This window comes from Nocardioides astragali (assembly GCF_024436375.1).
In the GTDB taxonomy this organism is placed as follows: domain Bacteria; phylum Actinomycetota; class Actinomycetes; order Propionibacteriales; family Nocardioidaceae; genus Nocardioides; species Nocardioides astragali.
In genome coordinates this window covers 761,288-787,408 of record NZ_JAFMZM010000001.1, presented here as the reverse complement: position 1 = coordinate 787,408, position 26,121 = coordinate 761,288, and the positions used below count along the sequence as shown (strand labels likewise).

The following is a 26,121-nucleotide window of genomic DNA, read 5'->3' as shown; positions in this document are numbered from 1 at the left end:
GATCAGCCGCCGACGCTCAGGCCCTCGCCACCTCGACCGCGACCTCGGCCGCGTCGGCGTACGACACCGACGTCGCCAGCGTCTCCTCCGCGATCAGGCCCTCGTGGGTCCGCGCCGCGGCCAGCATCTCGGCCGGGCCCGAGATCGTGAGCGAGACGCGGTCGCTGACCTGCAGACCCGCGTCCTTGCGGGCCTGCTGGACCGCGCGGACCAGGTCGCGGGCGGTGCCCTCGGCCTCGAGCTCGGGCGTCACCGCCGTGTCGAGCACGACGAACCCGCCGCGCGGCAGCATGCCGATCGCGGTGTCGTCCTGCGAGGTGCCGGCGACGGTCTCGAGGGCGTACTCCCCCTCCACGAGCGCGAGACCACCCGCCGTGACCGTGCCGTCCTCGGCCACGCTCCAGTCGCCCGACTTGGAGCCCTTGATCGCGAGCTGCACGTCCTTGCCGAGGCGCGGGCCTGCCGCGCGGGCGTTGACGGTGAGCCGTTGCGAGACGCCGTACGACTCCGCCTCGGGCGCGTCGACGGCGAGGACCTCGACGGCCTTGAGGTTGAGCTCGTCGGCGACCAGGGACTCGAATCCGTCGAGGCGGGCGTCGGTCACCACCGTGAGCCGGGACAGGGGCAGTCGGTTGCGCAGGTTGCCCGCCTTGCGCAGCGCTGAGCCCGCCGAGCAGACGTCTCGGACCGTGTCCATCGACGCGACCAGGTCCTCGTCGATGGGGAGGTCCCCGGCGACGGGCCAGTCGGTGAGGTGGACCGAGCGTTCGCCGGTGAGGCCGCGCCAGACCTCCTCGGTCGTCAGCGGCAGCAGCGGTGCGGTGGCCCGGCAGACGACCTCGAGCACGGTGTAGAGGGTGTCGAAGGCGTCGGCGTCCTCGTCCCAGAAGCGCTCGCGCGAGCGGCGGATGTACCAGTTGGTCAGCACGTCGAGGAAGCTGCGCGTCGAGTCGCACGCCGCGGCCACCTCGTAGTTGTCGAGCTGGTCGGTCATCGCGGCGACGTAGTCGCGCAGCTTGGCCAGGATGTAGCGATCCATCGGGTGGGAGCTGTTGGCCCGCCACGTGGCGTCGTGGCCCTGCCCGCCCCCCGCGGCGTTGGCGTACAGGCTGAAGAAGGACCAGCTGTTCCACAGCGGGATCAGCACCTGCCGCACCGAGTCGCGGATGCCCTGCTCGGTGACGATGAGGTTGCCGCCGCGCAGGATCGGGCTCGACATCAGGAACCAGCGCATCGCGTCGGCGCCGTCGCGGTCGAAGACCTCGCGCACGTCGGGGTAGTTGCGCAGGGACTTCGACATCTTCTGTCCGTCGGTGCCCAGCACGATGCCGTGGCTCAGGCACGTCGAGAACGCCGGCCGGTCGAAGATCGCGCCGGCCAGGACGTGCATCGTGTAGAACCAGCCGCGGGTCTGGCCGATGTACTCGACGATGAAGTCGCCGGGGAAGTGGTGCTCGAACCAGTCCTTGTTCTCGAACGGGTAGTGGACCTGCGCGAAGCTCATCGAGCCCGAGTCGAACCACACGTCGAGGACGTCGGTGACGCGGCGCATCGTCGACTTCCCGGTCGGGTCGTCGGGGTTGGGACGGGTCAGGTCGTCGACGAAGGGCCGGTGGAGATCCGGGTTGCCGTCCTTGTCGAGCGGCAGCCTGCCGAAGTCGCGCTCGATCTCCTCGAAGGAGCCGTAGACGTCGACGCGCGGGTAGTGCTCGTCGTCGGACTTCCACACCGGCACCGGGCTGCCCCAGAACCGGTTGCGGGTGATCGACCAGTCACGGGCGTTCTCCAGCCACTTGCCGAACTGGCCGTCCTTGATGTGGTCGGGCACCCAGCGGATGTCCTGGTTGAGCTCCATGAGGCGCTGCTTGACCTTCGTGACCTCGACGAACCACGACGAGACGCCCTTGTAGATCAGCGGCTGCCGGCAGCGCCAGCAGTGCGGGTAGGAGTGGTCATAGGTCTCGCGGCGCACCAGCACGGTTCCGGGGGTGACCGATCCGGTCTCCCCTGCGCGGGACGTCGCCGCCTTGAGGTGGTCGATGATCTGCAGGTTGGCGTCGAAGACCTGCATGCCTTCGTAGTCGACGACGGGGAACGTGAACCGCCCGTCCTTGCCGACCGGCATGACCGCCTCGATGCCCTCGCGGTCGGTGACGACCTTGTCGTCCTCACCGAAGGCGCCCGCGGTGTGCACCAGGCCCGTGCCGTCCGTGGTCGTCACGAACTCGGCGGGCACGAGCCGGAAGGCTCGCTCGTGTCCCGCGTAGTACGTGAACGCGGGCGCGTACTCCAACCCCACCAGATCGGCGCCCTGGTAGCGCCCCACGATCGTGGGCTCGTCGGTGTCGGGATAGAGGTCGCGCTTGTACGACGCCAGGCGGGCGTCGGCGATCAGGTAGCGCTCCGGGCTGCCGGTCGGCGCGGCGGACTCTACGACGACGTACTCGATGTCCTCGCCGACCATCACCGCGAGGTTGGACGGCAGGGTCCAGGGCGTCGTCGTCCAGACGAGCACCTTGACGCCCCGGAGATCGCCGGCGGTCGTCACGTCGAAGCCGACGGTGACGGCGGGGTCCTGCCGCATCTGGTAGACGTCGTCGTCCATCCGCAGCTCGTGGTTGGAGAGGGGCGTCTCGTCCTGCCAGCAGTAGGGCAGCACCCGGAAGCCCTCGTAGACCAAGCCCTTCTCGTGGAGCTGCTTGAAGGCCCACATGACCGACTCCATGAACTCCGGGTTCATGGTGCGGTAGTCGTTGTCGAAGTCGACCCAGCGCGCCTGACGGGTGACGTAGTCGCGCCACTCGCCGGTGTACTTCAGCACCGACTGGCGACACGCCTCGTTGAACTTCTCGATGCCGAGCTCGACGATCTCGTCGGTGGTCTTGATGCCGTTGAGGCGCATGGCCTCCAGCTCTGCGGGGAGGCCGTGGGTGTCCCAGCCGAAGCGGCGCTCGACGCGCTGGCCGCGCATGGTGCGATAGCGCGGGATGAGGTCCTTGACGTAGCCCGTCAGCAGGTGGCCGTAGTGCGGCAGCCCGTTGGCGAAGGGCGGGCCGTCGTAGAAGACGAACTCGTTGGCGCCGTCCTCCCCCGCGTCGCGCTGCTCGACGCTCGCGCGGAAGGTGTCGTCGGACTCCCAGTAGGCGAGCACCGCTTCCTCGATCGCCGGGAAGCGGGGGCTGCTGGCGACGGTGGTCGCGTCGGTGTGCGAGACCTTCGGGTAGGTCATGGCGGGGCTCCTGCGGTGGCGTCGTACGTCTCGGTCTGCTGACACGAGGACGACGTCCCTGGGGGCTGCCGCGGTACCACCTCGCTTGGCGCACGTGTGCGCCCGCTTCGTTTTCGGCTGTGTCGGGCCGGACCCGCCGGGTTCTAGTGAGGTGACGGCCGGATCGCCGCACCCGTTCTTCCCGTGGCTCGCCGCTGATGACGGCTCAGACGCCTGCCCCCGATCGTACGGCTCCGGCTCGCACGCCCGCCAATCGGTTCTAGCCGAGGATGCGGGCGGCGGCCTCGGCGGGGCCGAGGTCGGTCGTGTCGAGGCGGAGGTGACCGAAGTCCGCGAGGAGGTCCTCGCCCGGAAGGGCCGCCTGCTCGGCGGTGTTCATCGTGAACGCGGCCTCCCGCTCGCGGATGTGCGCCGCCGACCACGCGAGGTCTCGCTTGGAGGGCTTGGCGGCCAGCCGGTCGGCGCCCGCGTTGCGGTCCAGCCGCGTCGCGAGGTCGGCGTACAGCTCCACGAAGCGCACCGGCAGTCCCCGGTCGACGTAGGGCGCCACGAGGCCGCGGATGTAGGCCGCGTCGCGGTCCCCGGCGAGGTTCCAGACGGTGGTGAAGACCAGGCGTACGTCCTGGGCGGCGGCCTCCTCGATCACCCGACGGCGGAACTCCGCGTTCAACGTGGCGAAGGCCGGGCTGTCCTGGCCGAAGATCTCGTGGAGCGGCTCGATCGTGTGGTGGTTGTGGAAGAGCCGGAAGTCGGATCGCGCGCACACGGCCCGGCCCACTGTCATCTTGCCGACAGCCGGCGGGCCGAACAGCACGAGGAGCTCGCCGGACACGGTCAGGTCAGCTCTCTCGGGTGGCCACGAAGCGCAGCGACATCTGGCACGTCGGCGTGGTGAAGACGAAGGCACCCTGGACACGGCCGGGCCTGCGGGTCAGCAGCTGGGCGCCGAACCAGCGGCTGCCGAGCTGGGTCACCTCGGCGGTCGCGCCGCTCCTGGGCAGGTGGAGCTCGACGGGATAGGTCACGCGCGTTCCCCTGGATCCCTCGCAGAGCGCGGCAGAGGTGCGCAGCCGGACCACCCGGTGGTCGTCGGTGACCCGGAACTGCACCGACCCGTCCCCCGACGACCGGTAGTTCCCCGGGAGGGGGCGCCGGGCCTGGATCTCGCGAGCGCGGATCTCCCACGGCTGGTCGAAGGAGTCGCTGCTGAGATCGTCACGTGCCGTGAGCGCCAGCTCGGAGTCGGCGACCCCCGGCGCGGAGATCTTCGCGACCACGGGCACGGTCTGGTCGGCGAGTACCCCCCCGACCGCGATGTCCCTCATCCTGACGCCCGGTCCGCTGCCGGTGACCGCGACGTTGCTCGTGCCGCGTACGTGCGAGGTGACCAGCAGCAGGACCGGCGTCGTACGTCCCACTGCGACGCGCAGAGGCGCGGCGGGCCGGGCCTGGGCGCCGGCGAGCCAGGAGATGGCCGTCATCTGCCCGGCCAGCTCGTCGCTGCTGGCGCTCTTGGCGTACAGCGTCACCCTGAGGCACGTGGGCTGCTCGGACAGGAACCCCTTCGGCAGCGGACGTGTGAAGGAGATGCCGTTCCCGGCGTCGACCACGCTCACCGTCTCGGCGAGCTGGATGAGCGGCTCGCAACCCTGCGGATGCTGGATGCCGGGGATCCAGCTGACGAGGACGCTCTCACCGGCAGGAATGGGACCGCCGAGCGTGGCCGCGCCCTTCCACGTGTCAGCGCGGGTGTCGACGGTGAGGCTGCCCCGGACGAGGATGCGCCACGGCTCGCTGGCGGCCGGCATCCCGTCGGCGTGCCGGGTGACGACCCCTTCGTAGCCCACCACCACAGGCTCGGCCTGGGCGTGTGCCGCAGGGAGCAGCATCACGGCGGCCAGCAACGACAGGCAGATCCCCCGGGTTCTCATGCGCGGACCGTAGCAGCGCGACGACACCGGGGAATGCGTTTGCCACCTCTCGGTGCTGGGCGGTTGGGTGGGGGCCATGGCGCACCCCGGATATGACGGCATGTGGCTCCCGGCCGACCAGGACCCCCGGATGCAGATGGGGCCCACGCGCGGTGAGCGGGAGTGCCTCGTCGGCTACCTCGAGCACTACCGCCAGACCCTTGCCCTCAAGTGCGACGGCCTTGACGCCGAGCAGCTCGCCACGAAGGCGGTGCCGCCGTCCAACATCTCGTTGCTCGGGCTCGTGAGGCACATGGCCCGTGTCGAGCAGAGCTGGTTCCGCCGCGTGATCGAGGCACGGATGGACATCCCGCGACTCTTCCAGGACGAGGCGGAGGACGCCGGCTTCACCTTCCCCGACGTCGACGACGACCTCGTCCGGGCCAGCCATGCGCTGTGGCAGGACGAGATCTCGTACGCCCGCGAGGTCCTCGACCGCACCGACCTCGACACGATCGCCGACGTGCACGGCGACCCCACCGAGGTGCGCGACATCGTCGTCCACATGATCGAGGAGTACGCCCGCCACTGCGGGCACGCCGACCTGGTCCGGGAGTGCATCGACGGGCGTGCCGGGCAGTAGCACCGCCCTCGGGTCGCTTCCGTAGGCTTGGGGGGTGACTGCTGCTTCCGGCTACGGCCTGCTGACCCTTTCCGGCGACACCGTCCTCGACGCGTGGTTCCCCTCCCCCGTGCTGGGCGCGACCGAGGGCGATGCTCCGGAGGAGCTGACGTACCTCGACGGCGGCGTCGACGACATGCGCGGGGTGACGCGCGAGCTGCGGCTGGTCGAGATCGCCGACCTCGACGCGCCGCCCGCCACCACGGAGGAGGTGTGGCTGCGGCTGCACCTGCTCTCCCACCGGCTGGTGCGTCCGCACGCCCTCAACATGGAGGGCGTCTTCGGCCTGCTGACCAACGTGGTGTGGACCAGCGCCGGGCCCTGCGCGGTGGAGGGTTTCGAACAGGTCCGGGCCAAGCTCCGCACCGTCGTTCCTGGTCACGTGGTCCAGGTGTTCGGCGTCGACAAGTTCCCCCGGATGACCGACTACGTCGTGCCCACCGGCGTACGGATCGCCGACGCCGACCGTGTGCGCCTCGGAGCCCACCTGGCCGAGGGCACGACCGTGATGCACGAGGGCTTCGTCAACTTCAACGCCGGGACGCTCGGCACCTCGATGGTCGAGGGCCGGGTCTCCGCCGGCGTGGTCGTCGGCGACGGCACCGACGTGGGGGGTGGCAGCTCGATCATGGGCACGCTGTCGGGCGGTGGCAAGGAGGTCGTCTCGGTCGGCGAGCGCTGCCTCATCGGCGCCAACGCCGGCATCGGCATCTCGCTCGGCGACGACTGCGTCGTCGAGGCCGGTTGCTACGTCACCGCCGGCACCAAGCTCACCGTCACCGACCTCGATGGCAAGCCGCAGGTGGTCAAGGCCGCGACCCTCTCCGGGGTCGACAACATCCTCTTCCGCCGCAACTCGGTCAGCGGCGCGATGGAGGCCGTGCCGTGGAAGGGCAACGGCATCGCCCTCAACGCGGCGCTGCACGCCAACTAGCGGAACCTCGTGCGGGCCATCGGCAAGGTCGCAGTGGGCGCTGTCGTCGCCCTCGGCGCCGTCGCGGCCTCCCTCGTGCTGGTCGACCGCGGCGTCCGTCCTGGGATCCTGGACACCAGCGGTTGCACCGCCGAGGTGGACGGGCACAGCGTCGACATCGACCTCGAGCAGGCGGAGAACGCAGCCCTCATCACGGCGATCTCGATCGAGCGGGGCATGCCCGCCCGCGCTGCCAGCATCGCCCTCGCGACCGCCTTCCAGGAGTCCAAGCTCTACAACATCGACTACGGCGACCGGGACTCGGTCGGCCTCTTCCAGCAACGTACGTCGCAGGGCTGGGGCAGCATCGAGCAGCTGATGGACCCCGTCTACGCCACCCATGCCTTCTACGACGCGTTGGCCAAGGTCGACGGCTACCGCGAAATGGAGATCACTGTCGCGGCCCAGGAGGTGCAGCGCTCGGGGTTCCCGGACGCCTACGCCGACCACGAGGACGACGCCCGCGCCCTCGCCTCCGCCCTCACCGGCAACTCGCCCGGGACGATGTGGTGCGACGTGCCTGGCGACGCGGCCGAGGCTCCGGACAAGCTGGACGAGAGCGGGCTGGTGGCGCGCGCGAGCGTCGTACGACGCGACCTGGAGGCGCGATTCGGCGCCCTCGCGCTCGGCGGGTTCGAGCCGGAGGGTGTCTCGAACGGCCACATGGAGGGCTCGGCGCACTACGAGGGGCGCGCCATCGACGTCTTCGTGCGGCCGATCAACGCGGTCAACCGGCAACGGGGGTGGGCGCTGGCGACCTACCTCGTCGCCAACGCCGACCGCCTCGACGTCAACACGATCATCTTCGACGACCGGATCTGGCACGCCGGCTCGCGCTCGGACGACGGCTGGACCGACTACCGCGTGCCGTCGTCGTCACGTGGCGACCGGGCGATCCTCGAGCACCGCGACCACGTGCACGTCGACGTGATCGACTAGTCGCTGAGGGGCGGCTCAGGCCGTCAGCCGCTGCACCGCGGCCGCGACCCGCTCGTCCGTCGCGGTGAACGCAACTCGGACGTGCTCGCGGCCCGACGGTCCGTAGAACTCGCCCGGCGCGACGAGGATGCCCTGCTCGGCCAGGTCCGCCACCGTCGTCCAGCAGTCCTCGCCGCGAGTGGCCCACAGGTAGAGCGACGCCTCGGAGTGGTCGATGCGGAAGCCGGCCGACTCCAGGGCGCCGCGCAGTGCCGCGCGGCGGGAGGCATAGCGGGCGTGCTGCTCGGCGACGTGCGCGTCGTCGTCCAGCGCCGCGACCATGGCGCGCTGCTGGGGGCCGGGCATCTGCAGGCCCAGGTTCTTGCGGACCGCGAGCAGCTCGCCGACCAGCGCCGGGTCGCCCGCCACGAAGGCGCAGCGGTAGCCGGCGAGGTTGGAGCGCTTGGAGAGCGAGTGGACGGCGAGGATGCCGTCGAGCGAGCCGCCGTTGACGTCCGGGTGGAGGATCGAGAGCGGCTGGTCGGCGGCGGGGTCCTCGGACCAGGCGCACTCGATGTAGCACTCGTCGGAGACGAGGATCGTGCCGCGCTCGCGGGACCAGTCGACGACCTTGCGCAGGTGGTCGATGGGCAGCACCCTGCCGCTGGGGTTGGCCGGGCTGTTGATCCACAGCAGCCGCGGGGTGCGCGGGCCGAACGCGGTCAGCGAGTCGGTCGCCAGGCTGTCGGCACCGGCGAGCGCCGCGCCGACCTCGTACGTCGGATAGGCCAGGGCCGGATAGCCGATGAGGTCGCCGGGGCCGATGCCCAGGTGGACCGCCATCGAGCCGATCAGCTCCTTCGAGCCGATGACCGGCAGCACGCCGTCGAGCCCGAGCCCGGTCACGCCGTGGCGGCGGGCCAGCCAGTCGATCGCGGCCTGGCGGGTCGCCTCGAGCCCGATGGTCGTGGGATAGCCCGGGGAGTCGGCGGCCGCGCGCAGCGCATCCTGCACGACCAGCGGTGTCGGGTCGACCGGCGTGCCGATCGAGAGGTCACAGACCCCGTCGGCGTGGGCGCGGGCCGTCGTCGCGTGGTGGGTGAGCTTGTCCCAGGGGAAGTCCGGGAGCCGGCGCGACACGTTCCGGTGGTCTCGGGACGGTCGCTGGGCGACCTCCTCGACCAACGGAAGGTCGGTCACTCGTCGTGCTCCTGCGGGGGCAGCGCGGCGACGAGCTCGTGGTCCTTGTCGATGACGCCCATCTTGGCGGCGCCGCCGGGCGAGCCGAGGTCGTCGAAGAAGTGGACGTTGGCGTCGTAGTAGCCCTTCCACTCCTCCGGGGTGTCGTCCTCGTAGAAGATCGCCTCCACCGGGCACACCGGCTCGCAGGCACCACAGTCGACGCACTCGTCGGGGTGGATGTAGAGCATCCGCTTGCCCTCGTAGATGCAGTCGACGGGGCACTCATCGACGCACGCGCGGTCCTTGAGGTCGACGCACGGCTGGGCGATGACGTAGGTCACCAGGTCCTCCTGAGCACGGATGGGGATCGTTCCGGCCCACTCTAGTATCCGTCACGTGGTCGAGACGCCAGAGCCCCAGCCCGCTGAGACGACGGTGGGCAGGCACACCCTCGGACCGCACGTCGTGGGCCGGCGGATCGTGGTGCGCCACCTGCTCCCGGACGGCTCGGCCACCGACGTCCTCGGCACCTGCACGTCGTGGGGCGAGGCCTCGCTCACCATCGATCGCGACGGCCGTCCCGACGACGCCGGCCCGGTCGAGATCGCCCTGTCCGACGTGGTGACCGGCAAGCCCGTGCCGCCTCGGGCCTCGGTCCGGGCGCGGGTCGCGGCGCGCGACATCGAGCTGCACTCCTTCGCCGACTGGCCCGAGGTCACGCGGGAGCCACTGGGCGAGTGGGTGATCCGCAGCTCCCCGCCGATCGGCGGCCGCCTGCTGAAGCGGGCCAACTCCGCCCTCGCGATGGGTGACCCCGGGCTGCCGCTCGAGGAGGCCTCGGCGCGGGTGCGGGCGGCGTACGAGCAGCTGGGGCGTAGGCCGCTGGCTCAGGTGGAGCGCGACGGCGAGGTCGAGCGCGGGCTGCGCGACCTCGGGTGGGAGCCCTACGGCGTCGGCGACTCGGAGACGATGCTCGCCGGTGTGGCGTCGGTCGTGCGCGCGCTGAGCGTCGCGGCCCAGGCCGATGCCGAGCTCCTCGAGGACGGCGACCGGCTCACGGTGCGCCTCCTCGACGGAGCCGCCACCGGGGAGGCCTCGCTGGACGGCGACTGGCTCTGCCTGCACTCGCTCCAGGTGGACCCGGAGCACCGCCGTCGCGGCCTGGCCAGGAGCGCCATCGCCGAGCTGCTGGACTGGGGAGCCTCCCGGGGTGCCCGGACCGCATGGCTGCACGTGGAGAGCGACAACGCACCCGCCCTGGCGCTGTACGCCGGGCTCGGGTTCCGTGCGCACCACCTCAACCGCTACCTCGTCGCACGGGACGTGTGAGGCCCCGTCGTCCCGGCGAGCCGCACCTCAAGACGATCCGCCCCGGTTTGTCGGATGGTGCCGCACCCCGACTCGAGCGGACCCGAGGCCCCGCGGCCGCTCGAGCGGCCCGATGACCACGTCGTCACACGCCCCCGCCAAATCGGTTGCCGCGTCGTGGGCGGAGGTCGCATCATCGTCACGACGACCGCGGGGCCTGACACACCTCCTGCACGCCGGCAGAGCAGCGGCCGTCCGCGCGTACGGCGTACCGACGAGAGGCCGGCCCTCCCGATGACGGAGCTCGACCGGCGAAGGTGTGGTGGCACCGCGACCTAGCCCCCGCCCACACCTCCAGGGCCTCATCCACCTGGAGGACATCATGAGAACGCTCTGCCACGACCTGACCACGACGACGCCCGGTGCCGCGGTGACGCTGGAGGGCTGGGTGCACCGCCGCCGCGAGCTCGCCCGCGTGACCTTCCTGGTGCTGCGCGACCGCAGCGGCCTGGCCCAGGTGGTGCTGCCCGCCGGAGCTGCCGTGCCACCCGAGGAGACCACCGTCCGGGTCACCGGCACGGCCACGGCCAGTGCCCAGGCACCCGGCGGCGTCGAGGTCACCGAGGCGGTCGTCGAGCTGCTGACCGAGCCGGCGAGCACCCCGCCGGCCGAGCTGTGGCGACCGGCCCTCGACGTCTCGCTGCCGACGCTGCTCGACCACGCGCCGGTGCTCTGGCGCCACCCGGCGCAGCGGGCGCGGTGGGAGCTCGCCGCGGCCTCGCTGCGAGGCTTCCGGGCCACCCTCGACGCCCTGGACTTCACAGAGGTGACGACCCCGAAGTTCGTGGAGTCGGCGACCGAGTCGGGGGCCAACGTCTTCGCGGTCGACTACTTCGGCCGCCCCGCCTACCTCGCGCAGAGCCCCCAGTTCTACAAGCAGCAGCTCGTGGGCGTCTTCGAGCGGGTCTACGAGGTCGGCCCGGTCTTCCGCGCCGAGCCGCACGACACCGTGCGGCACCTCGCCGAGTACCGCTCGCTCGACGTCGAGCTGGGCTTCATCCGCGATCACCGCGACGTGCTCGCGGTCCTGCGCGACGTCCTTGCCGGGATGCTGGCGGCGGTCGCGGACGAGGAGTCGGCGGTGGCCCGCACCGGCGCGCGGCTGCCGGTGGTGCCGGAGGAGATCCCGGTCGTGCACTTCGCCGAAGCGCTGGAGCTGGTGGGGGCTCCGGCGGACGAGCCCGACCTCGCGCCAGAGCACGAGCGCGCCCTCGGCGCCTGGGCGCTCGCCGAGCACGGCAGTGACTTCCTCGCCGTCGAGGGCTACCCGCTGCTCAAGCGGCCCTTCTACACCCACCCGTGGACCGGCGGGATCTTGTCCGCGGACACGCGCCAGAGCGAAGCGATGGCGCCGACAGAATCCTCGAACAGCTTCGACCTGCTCTTCCGCGGCGTGGAGCTGGTGACCGGCGGCCAGCGGCTGCACCGCCCCTCGGACTACGACAGGGCCATTCGCGCACGCGGCGAGGACCCGAGGACGTACGACGCCTACCTGCAGGCATTCCGCCACGGGATGCCCCCGCACGGGGGGTTCGCGATCGGGCTGGAGCGCTGGGTGGGCCGGCTCGTCGAGGCGGCCAACATCCGCGAGGTCACGCTCTTCCCGAGGGACCTGCACCGGCTCGCGCCCTAGGATCCGACGACCTCTGGGCGCCGAAGCGAAGCGGAGGCGCCATCTACTCGTCGACGGCGTCGGGATTGGTGCAGATCACCGTGTCGCTGGGGATGTAGGTCGTGTGGAAGACCTCGTCCTCGCGGGTCTCGGTGTTGCCGTTGACCGGCTTGAAGTAGCGGACGACGTCGATGTCGAACCCGCCGAAGCCCTCGTTGGGGTGGCACTTGAGGTCGTCGATGCGGCGGGTCTCGGGCTTGGTGAGGTTGTAGCGCTCCCCCGTGCTCGTCGTGATGTCCCAGTACTTCGTGGAGTACATCGTCACGGTGACCACGCCCGAGGACGACGGCGTCGACGGCGTCACGTTGGTGTCGATGAGCACGCCGTAGGGGGTGTCGTTGGCGAAGCGCAGGTCGACCGCGCCCCATGCCACCGTCGCCTCGCGCCCGATCGGGTAGCGGTCGATGTAGAACGAGTGCGGCTTGTGCTCGACGTCCTCGAGGCCCGCGAAGAACATCGCGTTGAAGAGAGTCGTGGCCATCTGCGAGACACCGCCACCGAGGTCCTGGATGAGGATGCCGTCGCTGATGACGTAGCCCTTGGTGAAGCCGTTCTCCACGGTCCGCTCCCCCACCGTGTCGTTGAGGGAGAAGGTCTCGCCGGGCTTGAGGAGCGTGCCGTCGATGATCTCCGCGGCCCGGCCGATGTTGACGTTGCGGTATTCGGCGTAGGGGAAGTACGTCGTGAAGGTCGACACCTGCTCGGTGACCTTGAGGGCGCGGGCCTCCTTGGTGGTGAACTCCGGCTGGGCGACCTTGGCGGTCAGCGTGAGCGTACGTTCGCCCTGCGGCTTGGCGACGACGTCGAGGAAGCCGGCCTCGAGCTCGGCGGGGTCGAAGGTCACGCCAGGCTTGGCGGGCACCACCTGCGGGCGGCCGCCGACCAGCGTGACCGTCGCGTCGACAGGAGCCCCGGTGGTGACCTTGGACCCGACGACCTCGGCCAGCTTGGCCGCGTCGAGGGTGGGCACGAGCTCGCCCTGGGTCGGCACCAGGGTGAGGGCCGCGGTGTAGTCGGCGGGCGAGAGCTTGATCGTGGAGCCCTCGAAGCCCAGCGTGACCGGAGCGGCCACGGCGGGCGACGCGAATCCGTCGAGCGCCTCCTGGACGTCACCCTCGTCGATGGCAGGGACGACGTCGGCCATCTCCAGGGCGACCTCGCCGGGGGCGTCCTCGAGGAAGGCGGCACGCAGCGCGGCCAGCGTGTCGGCGGGGTCGAGCGCCTTGCCGGTGCGTGGCTCCGTCCTCTCGACCCGGTTGCCGGCGAAGGCCACCGCGCCGTCGCGCGCGGGCGTGCCGTGCTGCTGATCGAGACCGGCGAGGTAGGCCCGGTAAGTGGCGTCGTCGAGGGTCACCTCCGCCTCGAAGGTGTCACCGCCGGTGAAGTAGTTCCAGAGTCGGACCGGGTCCCAGCTGGTCTCGCCACCTGCCTCGGCCACCGACGCCTCGTAGTCGACCTGGAGACCGGCCGCAGCGGGGTCGATCGCGACCGCCGTGCCCTCGATGGTGGTGGCGATGTCACGGGCGACCTTGTCGGCCAGCCCAGCCTGCAGCCGCTGCGCCGCCTCGCCCTGGGGGTGGCCGCCGATGCGGACCCCGGAGACGGTCGTGTTGCGCGGGACCTTGTCGCCGGCGATGTAGTGCGCGGCGACGTACAACCCGCCGAACAGCACCACGAGCCCGAGCAGCAGCCACACGACGACCGAGGCGCCCGCCTTGTCACGGGGCTGCTCGGCAGGGCGCTGCGGGTTCTTGGCCACGGCGCGAGTTTAGGTGGCCGGACCTCGAACTCCCCGATCCTCGGCGCGCCCCCGGCGCGACGCCAGGGTCGCCAGCGCCCCGACCAGCAGCACGAACGAGCCGGCGAGGAACGACCACCCCCGGGCGTCGGAGGAGATGAGGAAGCCACCGGCCGGACGGGCGATCACACCTCGCAGCACCACCACGCACCAGCCGAGCGCGAAGGCCAGCCGGACACCACCCGGCGGCAGCCACGCGAGCACGACGAGGCCCGTGGCGAGGGCGAGCGCCAGGCCCCACCAGTGCTGGTGCAGCAGCGTCCCCGCCACTCCGGAGACGACCCCGACCACTCCCGCCGCTGGCGACCGGAGCGCGCCGAGCACCGTCCTCACAGTCCGGCGAAGAGGTCCTCCTCGAACCCGTCGGCACCAGCGGGGCCCGGGATGCCCTTCACCAGGCGGTAGAACTCCTCGGCCCACCACGAGTGGCCGCTCTCCGCTCCGGAGAAGAACGGCCCGTCGGCCTGCACCTGCGTGGCGTGCTTGGCCAACGCGTCCATCTTGCGCTCCACGGTCGCCCTGCCGTCCACGCGCGCACTGATCAGCTCGTCGGGGGTCACGAACGGCGGCAGCTTGCCGTCGGGCTCCATGCCGGCGAACGTCTCGGTGTCGCCGGCCTCGCGCAGCTCGCGGAGGCTCGCACGCATCCGCGACTCGCTCATCGCGGTCCAGTAGATCTTGGCGATGTCGTGGGGCTCGCCGAGCTCGAGCCGGTAGGACGGGGCTGCCGCCAGCTGTGCGCCGTACATCGCCACCCGGTGCGCCTGGATGTGGTCGGGGTGGCCGTAGCCGCCGAACTGGTCGTAGGTCACCAGCACGTGCGGGCGGACCTCACGGATCACCTTCACCAGCTCGTCGGCGGGCTCGATGAGGTCGGCGTTCCAGAAGGCGTTGTCGGGGACGAACTCGCCCGCGACCGCATGGCCGTCCTCGTGCCAGGCCATGCCCGAGTCGTGGAAGCGGCCGAAGCCGCCCAAGAAGCGGTGGTCCGTCACGCCGAGGACCTTCATCGCCTCCTCGAGCTCGCCGCGCCGGTGCTCGCCGAGCCCGCCCTTCTCCTCGTAGGCCAGGTACGCCAAGTCGGGTACGAGCACTTCACCCATCTCGCCCGCGGTGCAGGTCACGAGGGTCACGCCCGCGCCGTCGTCGGCGTAGCGGGCCATCGTGGCGCCGTTGTTGATGGTCTCGTCGTCGGGATGGGCGTGCACGAGCAGGAGGCGGTGGTCGGACGTCATGGCCCCCAGCCTAGGAGCCGCCCACACTCCGCCCGAACGCCTCTTCCAAGGTGGCGATCCCCTCCCGCCTCATGTGGCGGGCCAGGGGTGGGCCGACGAACCGGAAGTGCCAGCTCTCGTGGGCGAAGCCGGTGACTCCTCGGCCGCCGGCCGGGTAGCGCACGATGAAGCCGAAGCGGTGCGCATGGCGGCGCAGCCACCTGCCCTCCCTCGTCCGCGCGAAGCACGGCGCCACGTTGCACTCCCCCGTCGCGGCGCGGCCCAGGTCGACGGCCAGGCCGGTCTGGTGCTAGGAGTGCCCGGCCGGCGCCGTGGTGAGGGCAGCCCGGTCGGGGCCCAGGCTGGCGACCGCGCCGGCGTACAGCTCGGCCTGCCGGCCGTACGAGCGGTAGGCGCTCAAGACGCGCAGGTCCAGCCCGGCACGGCGGCCGGTGGCGAGCAGGCGGGTGAGCGGACGTACGACGCGCGGGTGGACGAGGTAGCCCTCGACGATGTCGAGCTCGGGCGTGTGGGTGGCCGGGCGCAGGGGACGGCGCTTGTCGACCAGCACCCAGACGCTGTCCGGGTCCGAGCGGGAGTGGCGCGTCAGGTCGAACGGGCTGGTTCTCACCTCGCCCGTCGCGCCCTCGCCCGTCGCGCCCTCGATGTCGGGCTCCGCGTCGCTCGACGCCGTCGACGCCGTCGACGAGGTCGTCGTGGTCCGCGGGGCTTCCCCCTCGGCCGTGCACCCGCCGCAGGCAAGCAGGAGGACCACGACCCACGCCGCGCGGGGCACGGTCAGGTCCGCTTGATGCGACGCGGGGCTGCCGGCAGGTCGAGCGGCGGCAGGGTCGCCCCGGCGTCCTCGCCCTCGTCGAGCCAGCCGTCGTGGGTGTCGACCAGGACCTCGAGCATGAAGGCGGGTGCATCGCTCGCCACCGCCCACGGGTGGTCCTCGTCGTCGTCCTCACCGGCCAGCCGCTCGCGCTCCATCGTGGCCTCGAAGCCGTCGGCCCGCAGGCGTGCCACGACGGCCTGCGCGTCGTCCTCGTCGAAGAAGATCGCCCTCACAGGGGTCATTCTCCACCTCCCCTTCCGGCCCCCGGGGGTAGTCCGCATCAATATGCTTCCTGCCGCCAGACTTCGGGGAGCCGATTGATGCGGACTAACCCGGGAGGCGGTCCCTCAGAGGCAACGAGCCGCCGCCCAGGCAGGCCACCAGTCAGGGCGGTCCAGCGTCCAGAGCCGCTCGGACGGTGGGCGGAAGAGGGAGCGCTCGCGGGTGGCGTGCATGCGCTTCGCGACGAGATCTACATCGGCGAGGTCACCGCCCACGACCTCGAAGCACTCGAGTCCCACGTCACGCAGCGCTTGAAACCGCGCCACGTCCCTCCGGTGCTGGTCGACCCCCTTGTGGTGCGCGCCTTGATACTCGCCGACACACCCTGCCTCCGCGTCGAGGAGGTCGACGATCGCGATCAGCCTGCCGTGCAGGTCGAAGACCGGCACGTTGCACAGTGGGCGTCCAAGTCCAGCGTCAAGCATCCAGGTCAGGGCCATGTTGGCTTCGGGTCTCGACCAACAGCCGAGTCCCGCCAACGCCACCGCGTCACGCGCCAAGCCGATGCCGGTCCACGGGCTGCGTGAGGCGACGTAGTCAGCAAAGTCGTGGAACGACAACAGGCCAGCCGCCACGGCGACCTCGATGTCCGCCACAGCCTCACGCAGCCGGCCATGACGGCGTACCTCGTCGAACAACGCCCGGGCTGGCGTCGTCAGCCAGATGCCTCCGACCGACTGTCGTTCGTCCGCGGCCAGCTGCTCACGACTCAGAGTGACCCGCGGATCTGGTCGGAGCAGCGCTGGTCCCGTCACGATCGGCACCGGCGCCTGCTCGTCCTCGCTGTGCAGTGGACCGCCGTCGAAGTATCGAGCACCTTGGAACCGCAGGCTTGCCCACGCGGTCACAGCACCGTGGGACCGGATCCTTCTTCCCTGCTCCAGGATGCGCTGATGGACGCACATCCGCGTGGTCGACGTCGGCACGTAGAGGCCCGGCGACGTCTGCCGCCAACGACGGCCGCTCGCCTGGTTCCGCGTCGGACCATCGCGGCCGGTGGGGTCGACGCGTACAGGGAGCACGAGCTCACGTGGTCGTTGCTGCCGGGCAGCCGGTCGTTCGACGTACATGCCTCCATGGCACGCGCGGCGTCCGACACCCTCGAACCGTCCTGACTGACCGCTGTGGACGACGGTGTGCACCGGGCCCGTGTGCACGGTTCGGGGCCCGATGATGGCCCACCTGCCGGGGTAGTCCGCATCAATTGGCTTGCTGAAGTGGGACCAGCGCCAGCCGTTTGATGCGGACTACCCCGAAGGGGGCGTGTGATGGGGACTACCCGAAGGGGGGACGGTGGAGCCCGCGCGGCTGGCTAGGGTCGGGGGATGCGTCCTGCCGGGGATCCTCCGTCCGAGCACGAGCCCGAGGCGGCGACCAGGCACGCGGCGGCAACCGGGCCCGCCACCGAGCCCCTTCCGATCGAGCGGCCCACGGCCGCGGAGTCGCCGTACGTCCAGGGCGTGCACCTGCAGCGCACCGACGAGAACGTCCGGGAGATCGCGGCGCTCGCCGGCGTGCTGGGTGAGCCCGCGGGGCTCGACGGGCTGCTCGGCGACCTGAAGTACGCCGTACGGCCGGCGCGGGTGGTGCCGCGGCTGCTCGGCCGGGCGGTGCGCGAGGCCTACCGCTGGGACGCCCACGACGAGCGCGACGAGCTCTGGTATCCCCAGGGCATCTCGACAAGCGCGGACGCCTCCGACACCGGGGTCATCGGTGGACGCAGGGTCGTGGTGACGACCTGGTACTCCACCGGCAGGGACGGCATCAAGCGGGGGTCACGGGTGACGTTCGTCGACCTCGACTCGGGGACGTACCGACACGTGCTGCTCGTCGTGCCGGTCTTCGACGAGTCCGGGAAGCTGAGGCTGAAGCCGATGCGCATCCACGCCGGAGGCATCGTGTGGGCCGGCTCCTACCTGCACATAGCGGCCACCAGCCGCGGGTTCGTGACGGCCCGCGTCGACGACATCATGCGGGTGTCGGGCGACGACGCCCAGCCCGACAGGTTCGGCCTCGACGGCACGAGGCTCCACTCCTTCGGTCACCGCTACGTCCTGCCGGTGCGATTCACCTACCAGGCCTACACGGACGAGGGCCACCAGAAGCTCCGCTACTCCTTCATGTCGCTGGACCGGCGCTCCGAGCCGCCGGCCCTGATCGCCGGTGAGTACGCCTTCGACCCGCAGGCCAGCACCCGGCTCGCGCGCTATCCGCTCGACCCGCAGACGTGGCAGCTCGCCGCCGGCGACGACGGCTTCTCCCGGCCTCTGGCGGTCGACGAGGGCGGGGTGCGACGCATGCAGGGCGCGGTGATCGCGGGCGGCCGCTACCACGTCACCGTCTCGCACGGACCGTGGATGCCCGGCACGATGTGCTCGGGCCAGCCAGGCTCGATGAAGGTACGACGGTGGGCCCTCCCGATGGGACCCGAGGACCTCAGCTACTGGCCCTCCACCGACCGGATCTGGTCGGTGACCGAGCATCCGCGTCGTCGCTGGATCGTGTCGATGGACCGCCGCTGGTTCGACTGACCCCCGAGCATCACAGCAGCTCGCGAAGGTCGTCCACCGTCCAGCCGGGTGACATCCCGGCCATCCCGGCCAGGTAGGCGACCCGGGCCTCGGCATCGAGGTCGAAGCCCTCGGCGAGGCCGTCCAGCATGGTCCGCACGTAGGCCGCGGACGGAGGTCTGGCGCGGTGATCGCGCGTGGAGCTGAGGGTGACGAGCCGGTGGCCGTCGAGCTCACCGAGATCGAGCACCACGTCGTAGACCTGTGACAACCCGTGTCGGGTCGGCCCCTTCTCGGCGAGCACCAAGGTCCGGCCGACCGGGTGACGCGTCTCCTGGGAGACGAGGTCGCTGAACTGCTCCAGCCGCAACAGGTAGGCGCGCGCGTGGACAACTCCCCCGCCCGCCGGGGTGTAGAAGGCCGTGCCTCCTCCCCACACCCGGGACTCGCCCGCGAACCGCAGGCTCCCCGGGATCGTGATGGGCCGGTGCTCGCGGGGCGGCGTCGGGTCTCGGCACCCCTCGTACTCGCGCACCGCTCCTCGCGGCACCCCGCCCCGCAGGTAGCAGGCCAGCCGTTCCGTCGACAGGTTGGAGCCGAAGGCGGCGTACCAGACGCGGGGATCGGCGGTGCCGCTCACGTCGGAAGCGCCCCTGGGATCCCCGCCTGCTCGGCCTCGTGCAGCAGCACGGCGGTCGCGTCCTGGTAGAGCTGCCACGCCTCGTCGGCGCTGTCCCCGATCGCCGTCATGCCGAGCCGGCCACACTCGGTGACGCAGCTGATCATGTGGAAGACGATCCCGGTCTGGCGCGCATGGTCGAAGTGCAGCCGGTGCCGAACCACGACGTCGAACACGTCGCGCGTCGTCAAGGCCCTCAGCCGGTCGTCCTCGAAGTGGTCAGTGGCCACGAGGTACTTCGCCGCACCCGCCGCCGTGCGGTAGACCCCGGCATCGCCGTCGTACGCGCCGTCGGTCAGGAACTGGAGCGTCAGGAAGGGGTGGGTGGTGCCGCCTTTGCGGAGGTTGAGCTCGATCGCGTAGGCGTCCCAGTCGCCGGAGTCGTCCTGCACGGTGACGAAGTCGACCGCGAAGCGGCCGAGCACGCCGCGCTCGGCGAGGCGCCGGCCGATGGCCAGCGCGGGCTCGGAGATCTTGCGGGAGTAGAGCGGGTCCGCAGGGAACACGCAGCCCAGGTACTGCTGTCCGCTCACCCCGCCGAGCAGCTGGTCGTGGGTCGAGAGCAGCTCGACTGCGCGGTCCGGGAGCACCCGCATCTGCACGCTCGGACTGGCGCACGCCACGCCGGTGATCCGCTCCTCCACCACGCCGCCGAGCCGCTCGAACGCCGCCAGGAAGGCGTCCACGTCGAGGCCGTCCGCCTCGGGCCGCATGGCCAGCAGGCACGCGCGCAGCGCGCCGGCCTCGTCGGCGGCGCCGGGCGCCGGGGCGCCGCTCAGGTCCACCGACGCGTTGCCCGAGCCGGACACTCCTTCGTTGATCTTGACGATCACCTCCGCCAGGGACGGCCGGTGGGCGCGCATGCCGGCCAACGCGTCCACCAGGTCGTCCAGCGTGTGGAGGTCCTCCGCGCCCACCGGGGCCTGGACGCCCACCTCGTCGAAGAGCCCGCGGCAGCCCGACTTGCTCCCGAGCGGCGCGAGGCGCGGGTCCGAGCCATAGATCGGGATGCCGAGGCTGAGCGCGACGTCACGCTCGAGCGACGTCGTCGTGTAGGGGATCAGGTGGCTCACGCCCTGGTCGGGGATCAGCTCACGGATCTCGCGCAACAACCTGGGGCGCGCGAGCAGCTTGGCGCTGAGGGGACGGGGTGATGCGTCACCGACCGACACGAGACGGAGGCGGCGGCGCGCCTGGCTCGGGATGATGCCCGGCAGCAGCCCCAGGTAGTACTCCACGATGTCCTCCTCGACCGGCGAGGAGGTGACGTAGACGAGCGTCAGCATCGGCTGGCGCAGGAGCAGCAGCAGGAAGAGGGCCCGCTCCTCCATCGCCTGCATGAGGGTGCCGCTCCCGGCGGTGGTGCTCTCGAGGCTGATCGACGGGACCACGACAGCGGACTCGAGCGGGAGGTCGTGGCGCATCGCCTCCCACACCTCCGGCATCCGCTGCTGGAGCGCCTCGTAGGCGTCATAGCGCTGTGCCTCGTCGAGGTCGAACAAGGAGCGCGTCGCGGTCACCTGGTCACCTCCCGGTCACCCCCGTCGTGCGAGTCTGCTCCTCCGATCGACGATCGGGCAACACCGGGACGAGGGATGTCCGTGCGCGTGGTCACCGCGTCTGGAGCCAGGCCCTGACCTCCGGCACGCCGTCGACCCAGCCCAGCGTGGCGGCGTACAACGCCCGTCGGCCACCGGCGCGAGGCGTGTGGTCCCACGCACCCTTTCCGGCACAGGGCAGCGGCATCCCGCGGCAGGTCCAGCCATGGAGGAAGACCAACGTCCGCCCGCCCAGACCCTCCACCAGGTCGGCACCGCCGGGTCCGCACAGGCCCGTGGAGTCCGCATCGAGCAGCGTCCCGGTCTGTGCGGTCGTCCAGTCCAGCAGGTTCGGCGAGAGCAACCAGCTGGTGCGGTAGCCACAGCGGGTCCAGTCGCCCTCGGAGACCAGCAAGACGTAGCCCTGCGCGCGCCGGGCCAGGACGGGGTTCTCCACGACGCCGGCGGACCGTACGAGCTCGAGGCTCGTCGCCCCACGGCGCACCGCCTGCCCGTCCCGGGTGAGCGCCACGATCCGGACGGTGGAAGGGATCCGGTCGGTCTTGTAGAGCAGGTACGACGACCCGTCGGCGTCGCGGAACCAGGACGGGTCGATCACCCCGGCCCGCGGCAGCGTCGGGTCCCGGGGCAGCAGCGGGTCCTGCGCGGTCGGCGTCCGGGCGTAGGACGGGCAGACAAGCGGGGCGCGGCCCACGGGGCGGAACGGGCCGCGCGCGGACGCCGAGCGCGCGACGCCGATGCACCGGCCGTGCTCGCCCATGCCGCGCACCGGGGTGGCGTAGTAGAGCAGCCACCGACCGCGCACCCGGGCCACGTCCACGGCCCACACCCCACCCTCACGCGACCACGACGGGCGGTGCGTCAGCAGGCTTGGGCCGCGCTGCCAGGGACCGTCGGCGCGCTGCGACCAGGCGTGCGGCACCCGGTCGCCGGTGGCGTAGGCGACCAGCCCGGCGGGAGTGGCGACGACGGCGGGGTCGGGGAAGTCGAGGTTGAGCACCGGTCGCGGGACCTGTTCCTCGGCTCCGGCGGGCGCGGCGAGCCAGGCCAGCGCAGCCGCGACCAGCAGCAGCACGAGCAGGCGTGCTGCTCTCCGGTTCGGCACCGGTGGACGGTATCGGATCACGAGGCGAGGCGGCCGAGATCGACCGGTCCGCCCACTCTAGGCTTCTCGGCATGTGGCTCGCGGTCGATCTCCTGCTCGTCGGCGTCTTCGCCGTGATCGGTCGACTCAGCCACTACGGGACGCTGACGCCGGGCGGCTGGTGGACCACCGCGTGGCCGTTCCTCGCCGGCACCCTCGTCGCGTGGGTCGCGCTCGCCCTCCTGCGGCGCCCGCCGGACGCGATCGGCTCCGGTGTGGTGGTGTGGCTGGGCGCGCTGGTCGTCGGAATGGTGCTGCGACAGACCAGTGGACAGGGCACCGCGACGGCCTTCGTGGTGGTGGCCACGCTCGTCCTCGGTGCCCTGCTCGTCCTGCCCAGGGTCGGTGCCCGTGTCCGAGGCTGAAGCCCGCCCCGCCGCTCTGTCAGGATCTGCGGCGTGAAGCAGTGGGTGGTGGTCGTCGGCGGCACCAACATGGACGTGGTCGCGCGGACCTCGGCGCCGCTCGTGCCCGGGACCAGCAACCCGGGGCACACCCGGATCTCTCCCGGCGGCGTCGGCCGCAACATCGCCGCATGCCTCGGCCTGCTCGGCGCCCCGGTGCGGCTCGTCTCCGCCGTGGGCGACGACGCCTTCGGCGACGAGGCGCTGCGGGTGACCGCCGGGTGCGGTGCCGACGTCGGTGCCGTACGCCGTGTGCCTGGGGCGACCGGCACCTACACCGCCGTCCTGGACGACCGCGGTGAGCTGGTCGCGGCGGTGTCTGACATGGAGATCATCGACCAGCTCGAGCTCGACACGGTCCACCTCGAGGACGCGGCGCTGGTCGTGGTCGACGGCAACCTCGCCCACACCCAGGCGGCACGCGTGGTGCAGACCGCCGCCGCTGCGGGTGTCGCGCTCGCCTTCGAGCCGGTGTCGGTCGCCAAGGCCGCGCGGCTGGCCGACCTGGTGCACGACCTGTTCCTGGTCACCCCCAACACCGACGAGCTCGCGGCGCTCACCGGGCGCCCAGTCGCCGACTGGCGCCCGTCCGTCGGCGACCTGCACAACCGCGGCGTCGAGCACGTGTGGCTCCGCCAGGGCGCCGAGGGCTCGTGGATCTGCAGCCGCGGGCTGGACCCCGTGCACCTGCCGGCCGTGCCCGCAACTGTCGTCGACGTCACCGGGGCCGGCGACGCGATGCTCGCCGGGTGGATCACGGCGTGGTTGCGCGGCGCCGACGCCGTGGACGCCGCGCGTGAGGGCCACCGGGCAGCCGCTGCCACGATCGAGAGCCACCACACCGTCCGGCCCGACCTGGCCGCCGTCATGTCGGCCGCACCCGAGGAGAAGAACTGATGCTGACCGTCACCGACGAGGTCCGCGACGCGCTGGAGTCCGGGCAGCCCGTGGTCGCGCTGGAGAGCACGATCATCAGCCACGGCATGCCCTACCCGCAGAACGTCGAGATGGCCCGCACCGTCGAGGGCATCGTCCGCGACAACGGCGCGGTCCCGGCGACGATCGCCGTCCTGCACGGCCGTCCCACCATCGGCCTGTCGGCCGACGACCTCGAGCTGCTCGCCTCCGACGAGTCGGTCATCAAGGTCTCGATCCGCGACCTGCCGTACGTCGTCTCGCGCGGCCTCCACGGCGCGACGACGGTCGCCTCGACGATGCGGCTGGCGGCCCTCGCCGGGATCGGCGTCTTCGTGACCGGAGGACTCGGCGGCGTGCACCGCGGCGCGGAGACGTCGTACGACGTGTCGGCGGACCTCACCGAGCTGTCGACCACGTCGGTGGCCGTGGTCTGCGCCGGGGTGAAGAGCATCCTCGACATCGGCCTGACCCTGGAGAAGCTGGAGACCCTGGGCGTCCCGGTCCTGGGCTACGGCACCGATGAGTTCCCCTCGTTCTTCTCCCGCTCGTCCGGCTTCGCCGCCCCGATGCGGGCGGACTCCCCCGCCGAGGTCGCGGCACTGATGGCCGCGAAGTGGGAGCTCGGGCTGTCCGGCGGGGTGGTCGTCGCCAACCCGATCCCCGCCGAGTCGGAGATCCCGGCCGACGAGATCGGCGCGATCATCGACCAGGCACTGGGCGACATGGACCGGCTCGGCATCCGCGGCAAGGACGCGACCCCCTACCTCCTCGGACGCATCGTCGAGATCACGTCCGGCGAGTCGCTGAAGGCCAACATCGCGCTGGTCGAGCACAACGCGCGACTCGGCGCGGCGATCGCGCGGGAGTACGCGGGCCTCAGCTCTCGACGCTGAATCCGCCGATCGAGCTCTCGATCGTGATCGCCGCCGGGGCGTCCACGTCCACGAGCACGCAGCCAGCCGTCGTCACGACTCCTCGTTGATCGTTGCCGAGGCACACGTAGCGCCCCGCCTCCGACCACGACAGCCGGAACCGTCCACCGTCCACCTCCGCCATGTCCTCGGGTCGAACCTCGGCGACGTCGACCTTGATCACGATGCTGGCGATCTCGTGGTCCGCCGGATCGTCACGCCCCGGCCAGCTGGCCTCGAACGCGGCCAGGAGCTCGTCGCGGGTGAGGACGAGGGCGCGGGACCACGAGTCGACGGTGCCGCCCCCGAAGGGCAGGGGGTGGTCGTTGCGGGACACGACCACCCCGGTGAGCTCGCCCGTGGCGGCATCCTCGGGCGACGGAGCACATCCAGGCAGGACCAGGAGCGACGCGCCGAGGAGGAGGGGCGCGAGCGCCAGGCCCCGCGCCCGGCCCCGGCTCCCCCCACCCCACGTGCTCATCTGCCCGCCCCTACGAACTCGTCTCATCGCTGGACCCGATGCTCCCGGTTGCCGGTCGAGGTGTCGACCGACTCACCGTCGACCGTCGTGCTTGGATCGCCGCATGGCCTCTCGAATGACCGAGCTCTCCCTCGACTGCCACGACCCCGAGGCGCTGGCCGCCTTCTGGTGCGCCGCCCTCGACTGGGTGGTCCTGGACCGGGAGCCCGGCCTGGTGGAGATCGGCCCGGCGGGGCGCGACGACGGCGAGCTCCTCGAGGCCGTCCGCTCGGGACCGGTGGCACCCACGATGTTCCTGGCCGCGGTCGAGGAGGACAAGGTGGTCAAGAACCGGATGCACGTCGACCTCTCGCCCATCGATCGCTCCCAGGACGAGGAGGTCGAGCGGCTGCTGGCACTGGGCGCCACCCACGCCGAGGTCGGGCAGACGGGCGAGGAGTCGTGGACGGTGCTGGCGGATCCTGAGGGCAACGAGTTCTGCGTGCTGCGCAGCCTCGCGCCCGGGCACTTCTCACTCTGACCTCGCGAGCGGCTCAGCCCTCCGCCGCGGCGGCCGGCTCCGCGGCGGTCGGCTCCTCCGCGTCCGTCGACATGAAGTCGCGGAGCACGCTCGCGAAGCGGTCGGGGTCGTCGAGGTGGGGGAAGTGACCGGCACGCTCGAAGAGCTCCACCCGGCAGCCGGGGACCGCCCGTTGTGCGCTGAGCGCGTGCCAGGCCGGGATCATCCGGTCCCGGGAGCCCCACACGATCAACGTCGGCGGCGGGGTCACGTCCGCCAGGTGGTCGTGGGCGCTGATGCTCTGCCCGCCGAAGTCGATCACGGCCCGGGTGGTCGCGAGAAAGGCACGCCGGCTCTCCCGGTCGCCGAGGGAGGTGAACCCGTGCCAGATCGCGCCGATGTCCGCCCCCGAACGCCAGCCGACCTTCTGCACCCCTCGACCCAGCGCCTCCACCCGCTCGAGGACGGGCGCCGAGGCGATGACGCCGAGCACCTGCTCGGCCAGCGGGAGGGTCGCGGCGCGCAGGACCAGGTTGACCTCCCGGCCGAGGCCGCCGCTCGCGACCAGCACGAGCCGGTCCACCCGCTCGGGGAAGAGGTAGTAGAACTGCATGGCGACGCCGCCGCCGAGTGAGTGTCCGACGAGGGTGACCCGTTCGATGCCGAGGTGGTCGAGCAGGTCGCGCAGGGTCGCGGCGTGCGCGCTGAGCGAGTAGTCACCCGTCGGCTTCGCGGAGTCCCCGTGCCCGAAGAGGTCGGGGACCACCACGCGGTGTTCGTCGTCGATCTTGTCGACGAGGTGGGCCCATTGCCGCTGGGACCCCAGGATCCCGTGGATGAAGAGCACGACGGGCCCCGAGCCGCTGTCGATGTACGACAGCTCGTGACCGTGGAGCACGACCGTGTGCGGGGCCACGCTGACCATGGGTGGTCCTCCTCTGTGCTCCGGG

The 26,121-nt window shown here is 71.5% G+C and carries 25 protein-coding genes and 1 pseudogene; 10 read left to right on the top strand and 16 right to left on the bottom strand.

Translation table 11 applies throughout. The annotated features are described in order from the left end of the window. Positions 1 to 16: 16 nt before the first annotated feature. From ileS to J3P44_RS03865, 3 genes are all read right to left on the bottom strand, one after another. The gene (ileS, locus tag J3P44_RS03875) at positions 17 to 3,229 is read right to left on the bottom strand and encodes an isoleucine--tRNA ligase (RefSeq protein WP_255888912.1); all 3,213 of its coding nucleotides are present in this window, start codon (positions 3,227 to 3,229) and stop codon (positions 17 to 19) included. A gap of 259 nt (positions 3,230 to 3,488) precedes the next feature. Next, positions 3,489 to 4,061, bottom strand: a complete 573-nt coding sequence (locus tag J3P44_RS03870) for an ATP-binding protein (RefSeq protein ID WP_255888911.1) — start codon at positions 4,059 to 4,061, stop codon at positions 3,489 to 3,491. 7 nt (positions 4,062 to 4,068) lie between these two features. Further along, positions 4,069 to 5,160, bottom strand: coding sequence for a hypothetical protein (locus J3P44_RS03865; RefSeq protein WP_255888910.1), 1,092 nt, complete (start codon positions 5,158 to 5,160; stop codon positions 4,069 to 4,071). Positions 5,161 to 5,236: 76 nt separating this feature from the next. Here J3P44_RS03865 and J3P44_RS03860 point away from each other — a divergent pair, with 76 nt between their 5' ends. Genes J3P44_RS03860 through J3P44_RS25400 form a run of 3 tightly spaced genes read left to right on the top strand, consistent with a single transcriptional unit; the run spans position 5,237 to position 7,733 of the window. Beyond that, the gene (locus J3P44_RS03860) at positions 5,237 to 5,782 is read left to right on the top strand and encodes a DinB family protein (RefSeq protein WP_255888909.1); all 546 of its coding nucleotides are present in this window, start codon (positions 5,237 to 5,239) and stop codon (positions 5,780 to 5,782) included. A 34-nt stretch (positions 5,783 to 5,816) separates the two neighbouring features. Next, positions 5,817 to 6,755 (top strand): 2,3,4,5-tetrahydropyridine-2,6-dicarboxylate N-succinyltransferase, encoded by a 939-nt coding sequence (gene dapD, locus J3P44_RS03855; RefSeq protein WP_255888908.1) that lies wholly within the window; start codon positions 5,817 to 5,819, stop codon positions 6,753 to 6,755. A 9-nt stretch (positions 6,756 to 6,764) separates the two neighbouring features. Then, positions 6,765 to 7,733 (top strand): VldE C-terminal domain-containing protein, encoded by a 969-nt coding sequence (locus tag J3P44_RS25400; RefSeq protein ID WP_372496467.1) that lies wholly within the window; start codon positions 6,765 to 6,767, stop codon positions 7,731 to 7,733. Positions 7,734 to 7,748: 15 nt separating this feature from the next. Here the strand turns inward: J3P44_RS25400 and dapC are convergent, their stop codons facing one another. After that, entirely contained in the window at positions 7,749 to 8,912 is a 1,164-nt protein-coding gene (gene dapC, locus J3P44_RS03845) for a succinyldiaminopimelate transaminase (protein ID WP_308212214.1), read from the bottom strand. After that, on the bottom strand, positions 8,909 to 9,235 hold the full coding sequence (gene fdxA, locus J3P44_RS03840; protein ID WP_056604759.1) for a ferredoxin: 327 nt from the start codon (positions 9,233 to 9,235) through the stop codon (positions 8,909 to 8,911). Before fdxA ends, dapC begins: the two co-directional genes overlap by 4 nt. A gap of 55 nt (positions 9,236 to 9,290) precedes the next feature. Between fdxA and J3P44_RS25395 the strand changes: the two genes are divergently transcribed. Both J3P44_RS25395 and aspS read left to right on the top strand, forming a co-directional pair. Continuing rightward, complete coding sequence (locus tag J3P44_RS25395; RefSeq protein WP_255888907.1) at positions 9,291 to 10,223, top strand: GNAT family N-acetyltransferase; 933 nt, start codon at positions 9,291 to 9,293, stop codon at positions 10,221 to 10,223. Positions 10,224 to 10,584: 361 nt separating this feature from the next. After that, on the top strand, positions 10,585 to 11,895 hold the full coding sequence (aspS, locus tag J3P44_RS03830; RefSeq protein WP_255888906.1) for an aspartate--tRNA(Asn) ligase: 1,311 nt from the start codon (positions 10,585 to 10,587) through the stop codon (positions 11,893 to 11,895). Between the two features lie 43 nt (positions 11,896 to 11,938). Here aspS and J3P44_RS03825 read toward each other — a convergent pair whose 3' ends face one another. From J3P44_RS03825 to J3P44_RS03800, 6 genes and pseudogenes are all read right to left on the bottom strand, one after another. Continuing rightward, entirely contained in the window at positions 11,939 to 13,693 is a 1,755-nt protein-coding gene (locus tag J3P44_RS03825) for a VanW family protein (RefSeq protein WP_255888905.1), read from the bottom strand. 9 nt (positions 13,694 to 13,702) lie between these two features. Then, positions 13,703 to 14,056: a hypothetical protein gene (locus J3P44_RS03820; RefSeq protein ID WP_255888904.1), complete on the bottom strand. Its 354-nt coding sequence runs from the start codon at positions 14,054 to 14,056 to the stop codon at positions 13,703 to 13,705. 5 nt (positions 14,057 to 14,061) lie between these two features. Further along, on the bottom strand, positions 14,062 to 14,967 hold the full coding sequence (gene mshB / locus J3P44_RS03815; RefSeq protein WP_255888903.1) for an N-acetyl-1-D-myo-inositol-2-amino-2-deoxy-alpha-D-glucopyranoside deacetylase: 906 nt from the start codon (positions 14,965 to 14,967) through the stop codon (positions 14,062 to 14,064). 10 nt (positions 14,968 to 14,977) lie between these two features. Then, positions 14,978 to 15,577: pseudogene (locus tag J3P44_RS03810) on the bottom strand (M15 family metallopeptidase). 167 nt (positions 15,578 to 15,744) lie between these two features. Then, the gene (locus J3P44_RS03805) at positions 15,745 to 16,026 is read right to left on the bottom strand and encodes a hypothetical protein (RefSeq protein WP_255888902.1); all 282 of its coding nucleotides are present in this window, start codon (positions 16,024 to 16,026) and stop codon (positions 15,745 to 15,747) included. Positions 16,027 to 16,131: 105 nt separating this feature from the next. Then, positions 16,132 to 16,830, bottom strand: a complete 699-nt coding sequence (locus tag J3P44_RS03800) for a hypothetical protein (RefSeq protein ID WP_255888901.1) — start codon at positions 16,828 to 16,830, stop codon at positions 16,132 to 16,134. A 561-nt stretch (positions 16,831 to 17,391) separates the two neighbouring features. On the opposite strand from J3P44_RS03800, the gene J3P44_RS03795 reads away from it, so the two are divergent. After that, positions 17,392 to 18,597 carry a hypothetical protein gene (locus J3P44_RS03795; protein ID WP_255888900.1) on the top strand — a complete coding sequence of 402 codons (1,206 nt, stop codon included), beginning with the start codon at positions 17,392 to 17,394 and terminating at the stop codon, positions 18,595 to 18,597. A 10-nt stretch (positions 18,598 to 18,607) separates the two neighbouring features. Here J3P44_RS03795 and J3P44_RS03790 read toward each other — a convergent pair whose 3' ends face one another. From J3P44_RS03790 to J3P44_RS03780, 3 genes are all read right to left on the bottom strand, one after another. Continuing rightward, a complete protein-coding gene (locus J3P44_RS03790) occupies positions 18,608 to 19,216 on the bottom strand; it encodes a histone deacetylase (RefSeq protein ID WP_255888899.1) in 609 nt (202 codons plus the stop codon). Beyond that, positions 19,213 to 20,775: a peptide ligase PGM1-related protein gene (locus J3P44_RS25390; protein ID WP_255888898.1), complete on the bottom strand. Its 1,563-nt coding sequence runs from the start codon at positions 20,773 to 20,775 to the stop codon at positions 19,213 to 19,215. Before J3P44_RS25390 ends, J3P44_RS03790 begins: the two co-directional genes overlap by 4 nt. Before the next feature lie 91 nt (positions 20,776 to 20,866). Beyond that, positions 20,867 to 21,919 carry a family 43 glycosylhydrolase gene (locus tag J3P44_RS03780; protein WP_255888897.1) on the bottom strand — a complete coding sequence of 351 codons (1,053 nt, stop codon included), beginning with the start codon at positions 21,917 to 21,919 and terminating at the stop codon, positions 20,867 to 20,869. A 71-nt stretch (positions 21,920 to 21,990) separates the two neighbouring features. On the opposite strand from J3P44_RS03780, the gene J3P44_RS03775 reads away from it, so the two are divergent. The 3 genes from J3P44_RS03775 to J3P44_RS03765 are packed head-to-tail and all read left to right on the top strand — an operon-like array spanning position 21,991 to position 24,173. Further along, entirely contained in the window at positions 21,991 to 22,323 is a 333-nt protein-coding gene (locus tag J3P44_RS03775; protein ID WP_255888896.1) for a DUF3054 domain-containing protein, read from the top strand. 33 nt (positions 22,324 to 22,356) lie between these two features. Next, entirely contained in the window at positions 22,357 to 23,259 is a 903-nt protein-coding gene (locus J3P44_RS03770) for a carbohydrate kinase family protein (protein WP_255888895.1), read from the top strand. After that, entirely contained in the window at positions 23,259 to 24,173 is a 915-nt protein-coding gene (locus tag J3P44_RS03765) for a pseudouridine-5'-phosphate glycosidase (RefSeq protein WP_255888894.1), read from the top strand. The genes J3P44_RS03770 and J3P44_RS03765 overlap by 1 nt, the downstream gene beginning before the upstream one ends. On the opposite strand, the gene J3P44_RS03760 is transcribed toward J3P44_RS03765, so the two are convergent. Continuing rightward, positions 24,157 to 24,672, bottom strand: a complete 516-nt coding sequence (locus tag J3P44_RS03760; RefSeq protein ID WP_255888893.1) for a hypothetical protein — start codon at positions 24,670 to 24,672, stop codon at positions 24,157 to 24,159. The genes J3P44_RS03765 and J3P44_RS03760 overlap by 17 nt on opposite strands. Before the next feature lie 103 nt (positions 24,673 to 24,775). On the opposite strand from J3P44_RS03760, the gene J3P44_RS03755 reads away from it, so the two are divergent. Then, positions 24,776 to 25,192, top strand: a complete 417-nt coding sequence (locus J3P44_RS03755; protein WP_255888892.1) for a VOC family protein — start codon at positions 24,776 to 24,778, stop codon at positions 25,190 to 25,192. A 13-nt stretch (positions 25,193 to 25,205) separates the two neighbouring features. Here the strand turns inward: J3P44_RS03755 and J3P44_RS03750 are convergent, their stop codons facing one another. Further along, complete coding sequence (locus tag J3P44_RS03750; RefSeq protein WP_255888891.1) at positions 25,206 to 26,096, bottom strand: alpha/beta fold hydrolase; 891 nt, start codon at positions 26,094 to 26,096, stop codon at positions 25,206 to 25,208. Positions 26,097 to 26,121 lie beyond the last annotated feature (25 nt).

What these genes read in the sequence shown, in the direction of transcription:
- ileS (WP_255888912.1), bottom strand. Translation starts at nt 3,229, where the DNA reads ATGACCTACCCGAAGGTCTCGCACACCGACGCGACCACCGTCGCCAGC.
- J3P44_RS03865 (WP_255888910.1), bottom strand. Translation starts at nt 5,160, where the DNA reads ATGAGAACCCGGGGGATCTGCCTGTCGTTGCTGGCCGCCGTGATGCTG.
- J3P44_RS03860 (WP_255888909.1), top strand. Translation starts at nt 5,237, where the DNA reads ATGGCGCACCCCGGATATGACGGCATGTGGCTCCCGGCCGACCAGGAC.
- aspS (WP_255888906.1), top strand. Translation starts at nt 10,585, where the DNA reads ATGAGAACGCTCTGCCACGACCTGACCACGACGACGCCCGGTGCCGCG.
- mshB (WP_255888903.1), bottom strand. Translation starts at nt 14,967, where the DNA reads ATGACGTCCGACCACCGCCTCCTGCTCGTGCACGCCCATCCCGACGAC.
- J3P44_RS03805 (WP_255888902.1), bottom strand. Translation starts at nt 16,026, where the DNA reads ATGACCCCTGTGAGGGCGATCTTCTTCGACGAGGACGACGCGCAGGCC.
- J3P44_RS03795 (WP_255888900.1), top strand. Translation starts at nt 17,392, where the DNA reads ATGCGTCCTGCCGGGGATCCTCCGTCCGAGCACGAGCCCGAGGCGGCG.
- J3P44_RS03775 (WP_255888896.1), top strand. Translation starts at nt 21,991, where the DNA reads ATGTGGCTCGCGGTCGATCTCCTGCTCGTCGGCGTCTTCGCCGTGATC.
- J3P44_RS03765 (WP_255888894.1), top strand. Translation starts at nt 23,259, where the DNA reads ATGCTGACCGTCACCGACGAGGTCCGCGACGCGCTGGAGTCCGGGCAG.
- J3P44_RS03760 (WP_255888893.1), bottom strand. Translation starts at nt 24,672, where the DNA reads ATGAGCACGTGGGGTGGGGGGAGCCGGGGCCGGGCGCGGGGCCTGGCG.
- J3P44_RS03755 (WP_255888892.1), top strand. Translation starts at nt 24,776, where the DNA reads ATGGCCTCTCGAATGACCGAGCTCTCCCTCGACTGCCACGACCCCGAG.
- J3P44_RS03750 (WP_255888891.1), bottom strand. Translation starts at nt 26,096, where the DNA reads ATGGTCAGCGTGGCCCCGCACACGGTCGTGCTCCACGGTCACGAGCTG.